Source organism: Agrobacterium tumefaciens (assembly GCF_013318015.2).
Taxonomy (GTDB): domain Bacteria; phylum Pseudomonadota; class Alphaproteobacteria; order Rhizobiales; family Rhizobiaceae; genus Agrobacterium; species Agrobacterium tumefaciens.
Window position 1 is genome coordinate 975309 of record NZ_CP115841.1, and the last position, 13822, is coordinate 989130.

Genomic DNA, 13822 nt, shown 5'->3' on the forward strand with positions numbered 1-13822 from the left:
GACCGGCCACCGTTAACCATACCGACAGCTTTCATTTGCTTAGCCATGGCTACCGGTCCAGTGTGAATTAACAAAATGTTAACCATGCGCAATGACTGCGTATAAGGGAGCCGCAAGTGAGCCGCTGGACAGCTTTGGGCGTCATGATGACGTTTTTTGCTATGCTGCCGTTGGATATTGACGCGCCAGCGTTTAACCTTTGCCTGATGGCTCTGGTGCGCTGGGCGGTGCTTGCTGGCATTCCCGATACGATTTTCACGCGGGAGCAGACTGCATGAAGTGGTTTTTGATCCTCTGGGCCGGTCCCGTCGCATTGCTCGGCAGCTGGTACTGGCTATCCTATTACGACTTGAGCTTCGGCTTCTTCATGCTGACGCGCCAGACGCATGATCTGGTATTCCAGATTTACGGCAATATCCTCGGCCTGCCGCCGGAAAGCCTGCCGCCGCTGGTCGCGCGCGCCATAGCGGTCGACAGCCTAATCGTTTTTGCAATCCTTGCTTTCCGCAAGCGAAAACAAATTGCCAATTGGTGGCAGGGACGTCAGCCCGTTGCGCGGGCGAGTGCCGAAAGCCTGTCCAGCGCGCCCTGAAGAATGAAGCTTGCGGCTGCCGAATCGATGCGTTCGGCCCGTTTGGCGCGAGAGACATCCATTTCCAGAAGCACACGTTCGGCGGCGACCGTTGAAAGCCGTTCATCCCAGAAAATGAAGGGCAGGGCGGTTTTTTCCCCCATGGTACGAACGAAGGCGCGTGTTGCCTGCGCGCGTGGTCCGGCCGATCCATCCATGTTTATGGGCAGGCCGATGATGAAAGCGGATACCTTTTCCTTTTCGGCAAAGGCCAGCAGCACCTCGGCATCCCGAGTGAATTTGACCCGTTTGATGACGGGGCGCGGCGTGGCGAAGCGCCGCGACAGGTCCGACATGGCAAGTCCGATGGTTTTCGTCCCAAGGTCGAGGCCCGCAATCGCCTGTGCCGGCTGAAGCGTTTCCGCGAGCTCCTCGATGGTAAGTATCGCCATGTCGTACGCTGTCCTTTATCTTTTGCGGACGAATTCGGTGCGCAGCACCAGACCCTTAACCGTCTCGTGCCTGCAATCGATTTCTTCCGGATTTCCGGTCAGGCGGATCGATTTGATGACAGTGCCCTGCTTGATGACCGTATTGGTGCCTTTGACCTTCAGATCCTTGATCAGCGTTACCTGGTCACCATCCGCAAGCACGTTGCCTGCCGCATCGCGCACTTCGTTCGCGCGCGAAGCTTCTGCGGCCAGCTCGGACGCAGGCCGCCATTCGCCGGTCGCCTCGTCATACACGTAATCGTCATTATCTGCGGCCATTGTCGCCTCTCTGAAATATCGGTAGTGCGGTTGTTCAAGCCGTCCTATGTCATAATATACGGGCAATACAAAGGAGAACTTCCCATGAAAATCACCTGGCTCGGCCATTCCGCCTTCCGCCTTGAAAACGGCAGCGCGAAGATCCTTATCGATCCGTTTTTCACCGGCAATCCCGGTTTTGCCGGACAGGATGCGAAAAGCGCGGCTGAAGGCATCACCCATATTCTCCTGACCCACGGCCACGGCGATCATGTGGGGGATACCGTCCAGCTTGCTCGCGAAACGGGCGCGACTGTGCTTGCCAATGCCGATCTCGCCGCCTGGCTTTCCACCAAGGGCGTGGCGAAGGTCGATATGGGTAATACCGGCGGCACGGTACATTTCGACGGTTTTTCCGTAACCTTTACCAATGCGCTGCATTCGTCCGCCCAGATCACTGAGGATGGCGTTTCCCATTCACTCGGCAACGCCAATGGACTGATGCTGCATTTCGAAGACGGTCCGGCCGTCTATCATATGGGCGATACGGATATTTTCTCCGACATGAAGCTCATCAACGAATTGCACCAGCCGGATATCGGTCTCGTGCCAATCGGCGACCGCTTCACCATGGGTGGTGCGGTGGCTGCACTCGCCTGCCAGCGCTTTTTCAAATTCGCCAACGTCATTCCCTGCCACTATGGTTCCTTCCCCATCGTTGACCAGACGCCGGAGAAGTTCGTGGCCGGCATGGAAGGCTCGGATGCGCGCGTCCACACGCCGAAGCCGGGCGAAATACTGTCCTTCTGACATTTTGCTGACGCATGTCGCTACAGCAAAACCGCTACACAGTTTTACGCGACATGCTTTCTACCGTTGCGAATGGCGGACATGGTGATTATAGCGGTTAGGAAAATTCTGACCGGAGTAGAACCATGTCCGTCGATCTCGCCACCGTAAAGCGCGTTGCGCGCCTTGCCCGTATCGCTGTTACTGAAGACGAAGCACAAAATATGCTCGGCCAGTTGAACGGCATACTCGGTTTCGTGGAGCAGCTTTCGGAAGTGAATGTTGACGGCGTCGAGCCGATGACCTCCGTTACCCCCGTGGATATGAAAAAGCGTGCCGACGTCGTGACCGACGGCAACAAGGCGGAAGACATCGTCGCCAATGCGCCTGCGACCGACCGGGACTTCTTCATGGTTCCGAAAGTGGTCGAGTAATCCGACCGCCGTTTGCCGCCCGATTTTTCAAGATTTCGAAAGCCGTTGCCGACCATGACCGACCTGACGAGCCTGACCATTGCCGAAGCCCGCGAAAAGCTCAAGGCGAAAGAGTTTTCCGCCCTCGAGCTGACCGACGCCTATATTGCCGCCATCGACGCCGCCAACGGCGCGCTGAACGCCTATGTTGCCTTGACGCCTGAAAAAGCGCGCGACATGGCGAAAGCCTCCGATGGCCGCATCGCCGCAGGCGCGGCGGGCGAGCTGGAAGGCGTTCCGCTTGGCGTGAAAGACCTTTTCGCCACCCGTGACGTGCACACGCAGGCGTGTTCGCATGTTCTCGATGGCTTCAAGCCGAAATACGAATCGACCGTCACCCAGAACCTTTGGGACCAGGGCGCCGTCATGCTCGGCAAGCTCAACATGGACGAGTTCGCCATGGGCTCGTCCAACGAAAGCTCCTGGTACGGTCCGGCCATCAACCCCTGGCGCGCCAATGGCTCAGAGCAGAAGCTGGTGCCCGGTGGTTCCTCCGGCGGTTCGGCCGCGGCCGTTGCCGCGCATCTGTGCGCCGGCGCCACGGCAACCGACACCGGCGGCTCCATCCGCCAGCCTGCGGCCTTTACCGGCACCGTCGGCATCAAGCCTACTTATGGCCGTTGCTCGCGTTACGGCATCGTTGCTTATGCTTCCTCGCTCGATCAGGCCGGCCCGATCGCACGTGACGTGCGCGACGCCGCTATCCTGTTGAAGACGATGGCGAGCGTTGACGCAAAGGATACGACCTCCGTCGACCTGCCGGTGCCGGATTACGAAAAGGCCATCGGCCAGTCGCTCAAGGGCCTGAAGATCGGTATCCCCAGGGAATATCGCGTCGATGGCATGCCGGAAGAAATCGAAAAGCTCTGGGCAAAGGGCGTCGAATGGCTGCGCGATGCCGGTGCCGAAGTGGTGGATATCTCGCTGCCGCACACCAAATACGCGCTTCCGGCCTATTACATCGTCGCGCCCGCGGAAGCTTCGTCCAACCTCGCTCGTTATGACGGCGTACGTTACGGCCTGCGCGTGGACGGCAAGGACATTGCCGACATGTACGAGAAGAGCCGTGCAGCCGGTTTCGGCAAGGAAGTGCAGCGCCGTATCATGGTCGGCACCTACGTGCTTTCAGCCGGTTATTACGACGCCTATTACCTGAAGGCGCAAAAGGTCCGCACGCTGATCAAGCGCGATTTCGAAAACGTCTTCCATGAGGGCGTCGACGCCATTCTGGCGCCGATTACCCCGTCTTCCGCCTTCGCTGTCGGCGATGAGGAACTCGCTTCCGATCCCGTCAAGATGTACCTCCAGGACGTCTTCACCATCACGGTCAACATGGCCGGTCTTCCCGGTCTTTCGGTGCCTGCCGGCCTGGACGGCAAGGGCCTGCCGCTCGGCTTGCAGCTCATCGGCAAGCCTTTCGAAGAAGAGACGCTCTTCAAGACGGCGCATGCCATCGAGCAGGCTGCCGGCAAGTTCACGCCTGCCAAGTGGTGGTAAGCGGTCTCAAGCTTAGACAGATGAACAAAGCCGATCGCGATGCGGTCGGCTTTGTCGGTTTTGCCGCGTGGCATGCCGGCGAAGCTTTCGACGCCTCATATCTCGATTCCCATGTCATCGAGCGGGTGAGGGGCGAATTCCAAAACTTCGCCAAGTCTCCGACCGGTGATGTTGTCGTTGCCGAAATGGACGGTGTCGTCGTCGGTTGGGGCGCTTGCGATGCCAAGCCTCATCATATTTCCGATCTGTGGGTGGACCCAACCTGGCAGGGCAAGGCCGCTTGCCACCATCGACACTCATGCCAGGAACCGCGCCGCCCTCGGTCTTTACGAGCGCTGCGGTTTTCAGATCGTCTGGCGCGGCATGGAATATTCCGACATCATGAAAGTCGAACTTGAGAAAGTGAAGTTGGAGCAAAAGCTCTCTTCATAATTTGTTTCACCGTCGATGCCGCATGGCGAAATGCCGGGCGACAGCATTCCCGCCGCCCGGTCGGTTTATCGGTTGTCCAACTCACCCCTTACGAGCGCCAGCCCGCGCGTGGTGATGCGGTAGGGCTTGCCGCCTGACGAGGCGATGGCTCTCTTCCGTTTCAGTTTGCGGAAGGTGAGGAGATCGAGGCCGCTGAAAATCCAGCCGTCGCGCGTATAGAGCGCGAGTTTTTCGATTTTGTGATGGTCGTCTCGAACGAGTTCGATGCTGCCGCCCTGGGCGAGCAGGTGAAGAATGCGCTGTTCGGCGCGGGAAATGTCCATTGTCGGAAATCCGGTCGGCGTCTTCTAGACGCATGAAAACAAGTCCGGTTGCCGTTAAGGCATCCAGGTCGGTTTCATAATGGCCCGGCGCGCAAGAAACTTGCGGGCAGGGCCGTTACCGGGACTCCGATTGAGCGAACATAAAAGCTCCTTGTTTGCTCTTTTTGGTTAGCGGGGGAGACGTGTGCGGTCAAGTCCCACGGGCATCACCCGACCGGGTGGGCAGGGTGTGTGGAAACCGCACTGGCCGAATCGCACCACCGGTGCTTTACTTCGTTGGGCCATGGAGGGCGCGGCTTGATCGTCATTCGCAATGCGCAGGAGCAGGAAGCGGAGGTTCTGGCAGCCATCGGCCTCAGGGCATGGCGGCAGGCCACAACGGCGCTCGGCATTACCGCGACGCTTTACGATAACGCAGCCAGTGCCTTTTCCAATTTCACCCGCTCGTCCTGGCTTGCCATCCGCGTGGCCGAGTTCGGGGGCGCGGTTGCCGGATGGGCGGCACGGGAACATTTCAACGAGGCGATTTCCGATTTCTGGATCGATCCGGATTTTCAGCGCAGGGGTATAGGCAGCCTCCTGCTTGCGGATATCGAACGGCAGATATTGCAACGTGATTTCGAAACCATCCGGCTTGAAACTCATGCGCAGAACGAACCGGCGGTCGCCTTTTTCCGTCATCACGGTTACAGCGTCCACTGGCTCTCCGTCTCCTATGCGCCGAAGCTTGATCGCGACGTGCAATCCGTCGGCCTGCAAAAGCAGCTGGTCGAGGTCGAGAGCGGCCTTTATGGGCCGGGATTCTGAGAGAGCGTCTGCAGGCCGGTTACAAGCCGTATCGGCCAGTCCGGCATGATGGCGAGGGACGCGACAAGGCCCACCTGTAAAATTACGATGGATATCAGGATGCTGCGGAAGGGTTCCTTGCGGGTTTTGTGGCGCAGCAGTTGTTGAGCCGAGACTGCACCCATGCTGCCGCCAATAAAAGCAAGCAATAACAGAGTACTTTCCCGAATGCGCCAGCCACCGTTTCTTGCCGCCTCCTTGTCCCACCAATAGACAAGAAAGACGAAAAGATTGAAGGCCATATAGGTCATGAAGCAGAGAGCGATCTTGGTCATGACGTGAATAGAAACTGAGAACCGTAAAAAACGCGTATCCGGTTTCGGCGAAAATCCGGTGCTTGGCGCGACAGGGTGCAAGATGTCTTGCGCCCGCGCTCCATTTGTTCTACCCACCAAGGCCAAAGAACCCGTATATCGTGAGCTTCATATGACCCTTGTAGACGTGCGCACCCCCGACCCGAAACGCTTCATTCCCGGCGCCACCGGCGATTGGGAAATCGTGATCGGCCTGGAGGTGCATGCGCAGGTTCTCTCCAATTCCAAGCTGTTTTCCGGCGCTTCGACCACTTTCGGCAATGCGCCGAACTCCAACGTGTCGCTGGTGGACGCCGCCATGCCCGGCATGCTTCCCGTCATCAACGAGGAATGCGTCAAGCAGGCGGTGCGCACCGGTCTCGGCCTGAAGGCCAAGATCAACAACCGTTCGATCTTCGACCGCAAGAACTATTTCTATCCGGATTTGCCGCAGGGCTACCAGATTTCGCAGTTCAAGGACCCGATCGTCGGTGAGGGCATCATCACGATTTCGCTCGGTCCGGATCGTCAGGGCAATTTCGAGGATATCGAGATCGGCATCGAGCGCCTGCATCTGGAGCAGGACGCCGGCAAGTCCATGCACGACCAGCACCCGACCATGTCCTTCGTGGACCTGAACCGTTCGGGCGTGGCGCTGATGGAAATCGTCTCCAAGCCCGACATGCGCTCGTCAGATGAGGCAAAGGCCTATCTCACCAAGCTGCGCTCCATCGTGCGTTATCTCGGCACCTGCGACGGCAACATGGACGAAGGCTCGATGCGCGCCGACGTCAACGTCTCCGTGCGCCGTCCCGGCGAAGGTTTCGGCACGCGCTGCGAGATCAAGAACGTCAACTCCATCCGCTTCGTCGGCCAGGCCATCGAATATGAGGCGCGCCGCCAGATCGCCATTCTCGAAGACGGCGGTGTCATCGATCAGGAAACTCGCCTGTTCGATCCCGGCAAGGGTGAGACGCGTTCCATGCGCTCCAAGGAAGACGCGCATGACTATCGCTATTTCCCTGATCCGGACCTGCTGCCGCTTGAATTCGACGATGCTTTCGTCGAGGCGCTGAAGGTCGATCTGCCGGAACTGCCTGATGACAAGAAGGCCCGTTTCGTTGCCGATCTTGGCCTGTCGGTCTACGACGCCTCGATCCTCGTTTCGGAAAAGGCGATCGCCGATTATTACGAGTCGGTTGCTGCCGGCCGCGACCCGAAGGCCGCCGCCAACTGGGTCATCAACGATCTTCTCGGTGCGCTGAACAAATCAGGCAAGGACATCGAGACGACGCCGGTTTCTCCCGAACAGCTGGGCGGCATTATCGATCTCATCAAGTCCGAGACCATTTCCGGCAAGATCGCCAAGGATGTGTTCGAAATCGTCTGGAACGAGGGTGGCAACCCGGCCGAAATCGTCGAGACGCGCGGCATGAAGCAGGTGACGGATACCGGCGCCATCGAAAAGGCTGTGGACGAGATCATCGCCGCCAACCCCGATCAGGTCGAGAAGGTGAAAGCGAAGCCAGCGCTTGCCGGCTGGTTCGTCGGCCAGGTCATGAAGGCGACGGGCGGCAAGGCCAACCCGCAGGCCGTGCAGGCGCTGGTGAAGGCCAAGCTCGGCATCGAGGACGAGTAAGCGGACGCTGCTTCCCGTGCCTGTACAAAGGCATTGAAGTAGCAAGTTCTCATCCGTCATTCTCGGCATAAGCCCGAGGATGACGTCGAGCACTGGGACTGACATTGATTTATGCCGGGATCACGCCCGGCATTTCTGTTTCGAGACGGAGCAAACATCATGTTTTTCATACGCACGGCAAGCCAGCGCGATATCGAGCCGGTCCGGGCGCTTCTGGCTACCACCTGGCATGCGACCTACGACGCGATCTACGGCGCGGACAAGGTGAAGGAGCTGATTGCCGCATGGCATTCGCCACAGGCCATGAAGGACCGCATCGAGAAAAAGGGCGGCGAATTTCTGGTGGCCGATAATGGCCGGCAGATCGGCGGTATGGCTTATGCTTCCATGTCTGCGAAGATGAGCAAGACGGCCCTGTTGCACCAGCTTTATGTCGGGCCCGAATTCCAGCGTCAGGGGGTCGGCCGCGATCTCTTCGCCGAGCTTGAAACCTGCTTTCCGGATGCGGAAATCATGCGTCTGGAAGTGGAGCCCAAAAATACTGTCGCAATAGCCTTTTATGAAGGCGTCGGATTTACCGAGGTTGACCGAATCGAGCGCATGGCGGGTATCGATGGTTTTCCCGGTATCGTCATGGAAAAGAGCCTGAAACGATGAATGCGACATTAGATACGCTGATAATCCGCGCGGCACGGCAAGAGGATGTTTCCGCACTCGCGGCCATCTATGCCGCTGACGAAATCGGAGGCCACGGCGATACGGCCGACGAATCGGCGCTGCCGGACTATCTCGCGGCCTTCCGCGATATCGAGGCGTCCCCCACCGAGACGCTTTACGTGGCGGAACTGGACGGCGAGATCGTCGGCACTTTCCAGACGGCCATCCTGACCAAGCTTATCGGGCGCGGCGCCAAATCCATGGTGATTGAAGCGGTGCAGACGCGGCCCGACATGCGCGGCCGTGGCATCGGCGCAGTCATGATCAACTATTGCCTTGATGAAGCGCGCGCCAAGGGCATGAAAGCCGTGCAGCTCACCTCCAACGTGGCGAGGCTCGATGCCCATCGCTTTTACGAGCGGCTGGGTTTCGAGAAGCGGCATTTCGGTTTCAGGATGAAGCTGAAATAGCGCGGATATATCGGGAAATACTGGACAATCGCCGTGAGGGGCGGCATAAGCTTGTCTTGTGCCGTGCACGGAAAATCGCTGCGGCGCATTCAAGCCCGAGGAACGCATAATGAAGACTCTCCTGACGCAAATCTTCACCTGGTGGAACGGCCAGACGATCGGAACGCGGTTTCACACCTGGCGTTTCGGCAAGAAGGTCGGACAGGACGAGTTGGGCAACACCTATTACGAAGGCGGCACCACCTCCTGGGGCATGCCGCGCCGTTGGGTGATCTATAACGGTTATGCCGAAGCTTCGGCCATTCCGCCCGGCTGGCATGGCTGGATGCACTACCGCACCGACGTGCCGCCGAGCCAGGAAACATATGTTCCGCGGGAATGGCAGAAGGCGCATCAGGCCAACCTTACCGGCACATCCAAGGCCTATCGCCCACAGGGATCGCTGGCGGTCGCAGGCGAGCGTCCACGCGTAACCGGCGACTACGACGCCTGGACCCCCGGCAACTGAGCAGGGCAAAATGAGCATTGCGATGCGCGGTGTTGTGCAAAACGCCGCGCTTGGCACCCGACCTCACCGGTTTTTGCCACATTCCGCCCTTACGCGTTGATCCGGTCGTCGTCCCGACACAGGCAATTTTTTGGAGACATATCGTATGAGGATATTCACGCGGGATCGTTCTTTGCGTGCGCTGACAGTCTCGCTGTTTGCAGCGGTCTCTGCTGTCATCCTCGTATCGCCCGTCTCCGCCGCCCGTCTTGAAAACCGCGTGGCAGTGTTTTCCGGCATCGACAAGATCACCGGCCGCATTACGTCTTTCGATGTCTATATCGACGAAACGGTTCAGTTCGGCGCGCTCCAGGTGACGCCTAAGGTCTGTTACTCGCGCGACCAGACGGAAGCCCAGAAGATCGATGCTTTCATCGAGGTGGATGAAATCACTCTCGACCGCAAGATAAAGCGGATTTTCACTGGCTGGATGTTCGCCGACAGCCCCGGCCTCAATGCTGTCGAGCACCCGATCTACGACGTATGGCTGACGGGCTGCAAGCAGGACTCTGAAGTTCCCGCTCCCTCAACGGCAAGCAAATAACGTTACGTTATGATTTTTAGAATTGCAGGTCTGGCTGGTTGACGGCCTGATCGAGCATTTTCGCGTATTGCTGCTTCGGCACATCGATCGCGCCGAATGTCTTCAGATGCTCGGTGGTGAATTGAGTGTCGAGCAACACGAAACCGCTTGCTCTCAGCCGCTCCACCAGATGCACGAGGCAAATTTTCGAGGCGTTGGTGCGGCGGGAAAACATGCTCTCGCCGAAGAATGCGGCCCCAAGCGATACACCGTAAAGTCCGCCGACAAGTTCCTTGCCATCCCACGCCTCGACACTATGGGCATGGCCGATCTGGTGCAGTTCGGTGTAGAGTTTGCGAATTGTGGCGTTGATCCAAGTGCTCGGCCTGTCCGGCGCTTCAGCCGCACATCCTGCCATCACCGCTTCGAAAGCGGTATTGAAGCGTATCTCGAACGGCTTCTTGCGCATCGCCTTGGCGAGGCTTTTGGAAATGTGGAAATCGTTGAGCGGAATGATTCCGCGTATTTCCGGCTCGACCCAGAAAAGCTCGGGATCATCAGCCGAATCGGCCATCGGAAACAGGCCGGCGGAATAGGCGCGCAGCAATATATCGACGGTTATGCCGTTATTTTTGCTGCGCCGCCCAACCATATCTCTTAGTGAGACGCATCACCGGCCAGGTATTTTTCCAGCCAGTGAATGTCGTAATTGCCGCTGAGGATATCTTCGTTCTGAAGAAGATCCTGGAAAAGCGGGAGCGTGGTCTTGATGCCGTCGACGACGAACTCGTCCAGTGCCCGGCGCAGACGGCGGATGCATTCGTCACGGTCGCGACCGTGAACGATAAGCTTGCCGATCATGCTGTCGTAATAAGGCGGGATCTTGTAGCCCTGATAGGCACCCGAATCGACGCGCACGCCAAGGCCGCCCGGCGTATGGAAATAGGTCAACGTGCCGGGGGAGGGAACGAATGTGCGCGGGTCCTCGGCATTGATACGGCATTCGATGGCATGGCCATGGAATTCGATATCCGCCTGCGTGACCGACAGGCCCTGTCCCGAAGCAACCCTGATCTGTTCCTGCACGAGGTCCATGCCGGTGATCGCTTCCGTCACCGGGTGTTCCACCTGAAGACGCGTGTTCATTTCAATGAAATAGAACTCGCCGTTTTCGTAAAGGAACTCGATGGTGCCGGCACCGCGATATTTCAGCTTGCGCATGGCGCTTGCACAAATTTCGCCGATCTTCATGCGCTGTTCAACGGTGAGGGCCGGGGAGTTCGCCTCTTCCAGCACCTTCTGGTGACGGCGCTGCAGCGAGCAATCGCGTTCGCCAAGGTGAATGGCGTTGCCTTCACCGTCGCCGAAAACCTGCACTTCGATATGACGCGGCTTGCCGAGGTATTTTTCCATATAAACGGCGTCGTTGCCGAAGGCAGCTGCCGCTTCGGAGCGGGCCGTCGACACCGCCTCGTCGAGATCCGCTTCCGTCTTCGCCACCTTCATGCCGCGACCGCCGCCGCCTGCCGTCGCCTTGATCAGGACCGGGAAGCCGATCGTCCGGGCGATTTCGAGCGCATTCTCGGGCTTCACTTCGCCGTCGGAGCCGGGAACCACGGGAATACCGAGTTCCTGCGCCGTCTGCTTGGCGGTGATCTTGTCGCCCATAAGGCGGATATGCTCTGCGGTCGGTCCGATGAAGGTAATGCCGTGCGCGTCGAGGATATCGGCGAACTTGGCGTTTTCCGACAGGAAGCCGTAACCGGGGTGAACAGCGTCAGCACCGGTGATTTCGCAGGCCGCAACGATCTGGTGGATGTTGAGGTAGCTGTCACGCGAAGGCGGCGGGCCGATGCACACGCTTTCGTCGGCAAGGCGCACATGCATGGCGTCCGCGTCTGCGGTGGAATGCACGGCGACTGTCGGAATGCCAAGCTCCTTGGCAGCGCGCAGGACGCGCAGCGCAATCTCGCCGCGGTTGGCTATGAGGATCTTCGAAACCATGCTGAACCGCCTTTATTCGATGACCACGAGAGCTTCACCATACTCCACGGGCTGTGAGTCGTTGACGACGATTTCCACGACCTTGCCGGACTTCGGAGCCGGAATCTGGTTCATGGTCTTCATGGCTTCGACGATGAGGATGGTCTGGCCTTCCTTGACGGTCGCGCCCACTTCGACGAACGGACGTGCGCCCGGAGCAGGCGACAGGTAAACCGTGCCGACCATTGGCGAGGTAACGGTATTGGCCGGGTTGCGGGCAGGTGCTGCGGCGACCGCAGGTGCTGCCGGAGCGGCAACTGCCGCCGCTGCAGGGGCTGGCGCCGGTGCTGCGTAACCGGTGGGCGCTGCGGCATATACCGTGGTGGGCGGAGCGGCGCGGGAAACGCGGATGCGCAGGTCTTCCTGCTCCACTTCGATTTCCGAAAGGTCGGTATCGTTGAGGATATTCGCGAGCTCGCGGATCAGTTCCTTGTCGATACCCTGTTTCTTTTCAGACATGACAAACCCTATTCTTTGTTTCTTTTTATGCCGTGATGTTCTTCAGCGCGTGAAGCGCCATGATGTAGCCATATGGTCCGAAACCGCAGACCATGCCCTTCGCGGCGGGCGATACCATCGATTTGTGACGGAACTCTTCCCGCGCGTGGATGTTGGAAATATGCACTTCCACGACAGGCGTGGAAATCGCACGAATGGCGTCATGCAGCGCGATCGAGGTGTGGCTGTAGGCGCCGGGATTGATGACGACACCTGCCGCTCTCTCTCCCGCCTCATGCAACCAGTCCACGAGCACGCCTTCGTGGTTGGACTGGCGGAATTCCACAGCGAACCCGAGATCTGCACCAGCAGCAAGACAATCATTCTCGATGTCTTTCAGCGTCTTGCCACCATAGATACCCGGTTCCCTCTTTCCCAGCATGTTGAGATTGGGGCCGTTGATGACGATGATGATGTTGCCCATTCGTGTTTCCATAAGAAAATCAGCGACACCTATAGACTGCGCAGCCTTCAAGGAAAAGCCCCCGAAAGCCGTAAACAGCCGGCAGGCCCGGCATCCACAGGGAATGCAGCGGCTTTTTGCGGAATCAGGAGCAGGTGGCTTTTCCGCAACTGCGCATATTGGCGATTTTTTCCTTCAACGGGTCCGCACCAACAGCGCCGAAAACGGCCTCGTTGCCGACGATATAGGACGGTGTTCCTGTAATGCCGAGGCTGTTGGCGAGCTTGTAGGTTTCCTGCACCTGCGCGTCGTTGGGGTTTTCTGCCATCGATTTGCGGATGTCGGCCTCCTTGAGACCGAGCGACGTCGCGACTTCCATGGCGCTGTCTTCATTCGCACGTCCGCGGCCGCCCAGCAAGGCGCGCTGGAATTCAGGATATTTGGCAGGTGCAAGCAGCTTGACGGCGTTGGAGACCCGATGCGCTGCGACCGATTCCGGCCCGAGGATCGGGAATTCCTTGAGCACGACGCGTACTTTCTTGTCCGTCTTCAGAATATTGTCCATGTCGCCCATGGCGCGTTTGCAATAACCGCAATTGTAATCGAAGAACTCGACCAGCGTGACGTCGCCGTCCGGATTGCCGAGCGCCAGATCGTATTTCGATTCGAAGATGGTCTTCTGGTTGTCGGCCACGGCTTCCGCCGCCTTGGCGTTGCGGGTCGCATATTGCTTGCGTTCAAGCGCGTCCTGAACTTCAAGCATGATCTCGGGGTTCTCGATCAGATATTGCTTGATGAACTCGCCCATTTCCTTCTTCTGCTTGTCATCGAGGGCATGGGCGGGCAGAGAAGCGAAAGCCGTGGAAAGGGCCGTTACGCTGGCGAGAAGGGTTGAACGGAGAAGATGCGCCATATCGGTCCTCATACTGTGCGGCCAATGCCTCATGAATGTTATGATGCAATTACCTTACTTTAAGCCAAATGCCATACGCCAAAAATAGTTGTCCGCATTATGGTCGCACGATTGTGAAGCGTGTGATTCTGGGGCAAGTCTCTGAAATACGGTTCA

At 58.3% G+C, this 13822-nt stretch carries 20 protein-coding genes and 1 pseudogene; 12 read left to right on the forward strand and 9 right to left on the reverse strand.

Annotated elements, in window-relative coordinates; all coding sequences use genetic code 11:
• Nucleotides 1-116 precede the first annotated feature (116 nt).
• The gene (locus G6L97_RS04895) at nucleotides 117-278 is read left to right on the forward strand and encodes a hypothetical protein (protein WP_013635969.1); all 162 of its coding nucleotides are present in this window, start codon (nucleotides 117-119) and stop codon (nucleotides 276-278) included.
• Complete coding sequence (locus tag G6L97_RS04900; protein ID WP_003512730.1) at nucleotides 275-592, forward strand: DUF6105 family protein; 318 nt, start codon at nucleotides 275-277, stop codon at nucleotides 590-592. Before G6L97_RS04895 ends, G6L97_RS04900 begins: the two co-directional genes overlap by 4 nt.
• Here the strand turns inward: G6L97_RS04900 and ruvX are convergent.
• Nucleotides 544-1023: a Holliday junction resolvase RuvX gene (gene ruvX, locus G6L97_RS04905; protein ID WP_003512731.1), complete on the reverse strand. Its 480-nt coding sequence runs from the start codon at nucleotides 1021-1023 to the stop codon at nucleotides 544-546. The two genes, G6L97_RS04900 and ruvX, sit on opposite strands and share 49 nt — an antisense overlap.
• 15 nt (nucleotides 1024-1038) lie before the next feature.
• Entirely contained in the window at nucleotides 1039-1341 is a 303-nt protein-coding gene (locus G6L97_RS04910; protein ID WP_025593281.1) for an alkylphosphonate utilization protein, read from the reverse strand.
• A gap of 84 nt (nucleotides 1342-1425) precedes the next feature.
• Between G6L97_RS04910 and G6L97_RS04915 the strand changes: the two genes are divergently transcribed.
• The 4 genes and pseudogenes from G6L97_RS04915 to G6L97_RS04930 all read left to right on the forward strand — a co-directional run bounded on the left by G6L97_RS04915 (nucleotide 1426) and on the right by G6L97_RS04930 (nucleotide 4511).
• The gene (locus G6L97_RS04915; RefSeq protein ID WP_003512733.1) at nucleotides 1426-2130 is read left to right on the forward strand and encodes a metal-dependent hydrolase; all 705 of its coding nucleotides are present in this window, start codon (nucleotides 1426-1428) and stop codon (nucleotides 2128-2130) included.
• 125 nt (nucleotides 2131-2255) lie between these two features.
• Entirely contained in the window at nucleotides 2256-2543 is a 288-nt protein-coding gene (gene gatC, locus G6L97_RS04920) for an Asp-tRNA(Asn)/Glu-tRNA(Gln) amidotransferase subunit GatC (RefSeq protein WP_003512734.1), read from the forward strand.
• Between the two features lie 54 nt (nucleotides 2544-2597).
• Nucleotides 2598-4079: an Asp-tRNA(Asn)/Glu-tRNA(Gln) amidotransferase subunit GatA gene (gene gatA, locus G6L97_RS04925; protein WP_003512742.1), complete on the forward strand. Its 1482-nt coding sequence runs from the start codon at nucleotides 2598-2600 to the stop codon at nucleotides 4077-4079.
• Between the two features lie 20 nt (nucleotides 4080-4099).
• Nucleotides 4100-4511, forward strand: a pseudogene (locus G6L97_RS04930) (GNAT family N-acetyltransferase).
• A gap of 65 nt (nucleotides 4512-4576) precedes the next feature.
• On the opposite strand, the gene G6L97_RS04935 reads toward G6L97_RS04930, so the two are convergent.
• Nucleotides 4577-4834: a YjhX family toxin gene (locus tag G6L97_RS04935; RefSeq protein ID WP_174002781.1), complete on the reverse strand. Its 258-nt coding sequence runs from the start codon at nucleotides 4832-4834 to the stop codon at nucleotides 4577-4579.
• Between the two features lie 297 nt (nucleotides 4835-5131).
• Here G6L97_RS04935 and G6L97_RS04940 point away from each other — a divergent pair, with 297 nt between their 5' ends.
• Nucleotides 5132-5641 carry a GNAT family N-acetyltransferase gene (locus G6L97_RS04940; RefSeq protein ID WP_003512748.1) on the forward strand — a complete coding sequence of 170 codons (510 nt, stop codon included), beginning with the start codon at nucleotides 5132-5134 and terminating at the stop codon, nucleotides 5639-5641.
• Here G6L97_RS04940 and G6L97_RS04945 read toward each other — a convergent pair.
• Entirely contained in the window at nucleotides 5623-5955 is a 333-nt protein-coding gene (locus G6L97_RS04945) for a DUF1294 domain-containing protein (protein WP_162686633.1), read from the reverse strand. The two genes, G6L97_RS04940 and G6L97_RS04945, sit on opposite strands and share 19 nt — an antisense overlap.
• A 151-nt stretch (nucleotides 5956-6106) precedes the next feature.
• On the opposite strand from G6L97_RS04945, the gene gatB reads away from it, so the two are divergent.
• From gatB to G6L97_RS04970, 5 genes are all read left to right on the forward strand, one after another.
• Nucleotides 6107-7612 carry an Asp-tRNA(Asn)/Glu-tRNA(Gln) amidotransferase subunit GatB gene (gatB, locus tag G6L97_RS04950; protein ID WP_065688244.1) on the forward strand — a complete coding sequence of 502 codons (1506 nt, stop codon included), beginning with the start codon at nucleotides 6107-6109 and terminating at the stop codon, nucleotides 7610-7612.
• A gap of 159 nt (nucleotides 7613-7771) precedes the next feature.
• Nucleotides 7772-8269: a GNAT family N-acetyltransferase gene (locus G6L97_RS04955; protein WP_003512751.1), complete on the forward strand. Its 498-nt coding sequence runs from the start codon at nucleotides 7772-7774 to the stop codon at nucleotides 8267-8269.
• Nucleotides 8266-8739: a GNAT family N-acetyltransferase gene (locus tag G6L97_RS04960; RefSeq protein WP_111783122.1), complete on the forward strand. Its 474-nt coding sequence runs from the start codon at nucleotides 8266-8268 to the stop codon at nucleotides 8737-8739. Before G6L97_RS04955 ends, G6L97_RS04960 begins: the two co-directional genes overlap by 4 nt.
• A 109-nt stretch (nucleotides 8740-8848) precedes the next feature.
• Nucleotides 8849-9247, forward strand: a complete 399-nt coding sequence (locus tag G6L97_RS04965; RefSeq protein ID WP_013635978.1) for an NADH:ubiquinone oxidoreductase subunit NDUFA12 — start codon at nucleotides 8849-8851, stop codon at nucleotides 9245-9247.
• A gap of 145 nt (nucleotides 9248-9392) precedes the next feature.
• A complete protein-coding gene (locus G6L97_RS04970) occupies nucleotides 9393-9830 on the forward strand; it encodes a DUF2155 domain-containing protein (protein ID WP_013635979.1) in 438 nt (145 codons plus the stop codon).
• 16 nt (nucleotides 9831-9846) lie between these two features.
• Here G6L97_RS04970 and aat read toward each other — a convergent pair whose 3' ends face one another.
• The 5 genes from aat to G6L97_RS04995 all read right to left on the reverse strand — a co-directional run bounded on the left by aat (nucleotide 9847) and on the right by G6L97_RS04995 (nucleotide 13666).
• Complete coding sequence (aat, locus tag G6L97_RS04975) at nucleotides 9847-10461, reverse strand: leucyl/phenylalanyl-tRNA--protein transferase (protein WP_003512757.1); 615 nt, start codon at nucleotides 10459-10461, stop codon at nucleotides 9847-9849.
• 5 nt (nucleotides 10462-10466) lie between these two features.
• Nucleotides 10467-11813: an acetyl-CoA carboxylase biotin carboxylase subunit gene (accC, locus tag G6L97_RS04980; RefSeq protein WP_013635980.1), complete on the reverse strand. Its 1347-nt coding sequence runs from the start codon at nucleotides 11811-11813 to the stop codon at nucleotides 10467-10469.
• Between the two features lie 12 nt (nucleotides 11814-11825).
• Nucleotides 11826-12311 carry an acetyl-CoA carboxylase biotin carboxyl carrier protein gene (accB, locus tag G6L97_RS04985; RefSeq protein ID WP_003512759.1) on the reverse strand — a complete coding sequence of 162 codons (486 nt, stop codon included), beginning with the start codon at nucleotides 12309-12311 and terminating at the stop codon, nucleotides 11826-11828.
• Nucleotides 12312-12336: 25 nt separating this feature from the next.
• Nucleotides 12337-12774 carry a type II 3-dehydroquinate dehydratase gene (gene aroQ / locus G6L97_RS04990; protein WP_019565501.1) on the reverse strand — a complete coding sequence of 146 codons (438 nt, stop codon included), beginning with the start codon at nucleotides 12772-12774 and terminating at the stop codon, nucleotides 12337-12339.
• A gap of 124 nt (nucleotides 12775-12898) precedes the next feature.
• Entirely contained in the window at nucleotides 12899-13666 is a 768-nt protein-coding gene (locus G6L97_RS04995) for a DsbA family protein (protein WP_111783121.1), read from the reverse strand.
• Nucleotides 13667-13822 lie beyond the last annotated feature (156 nt).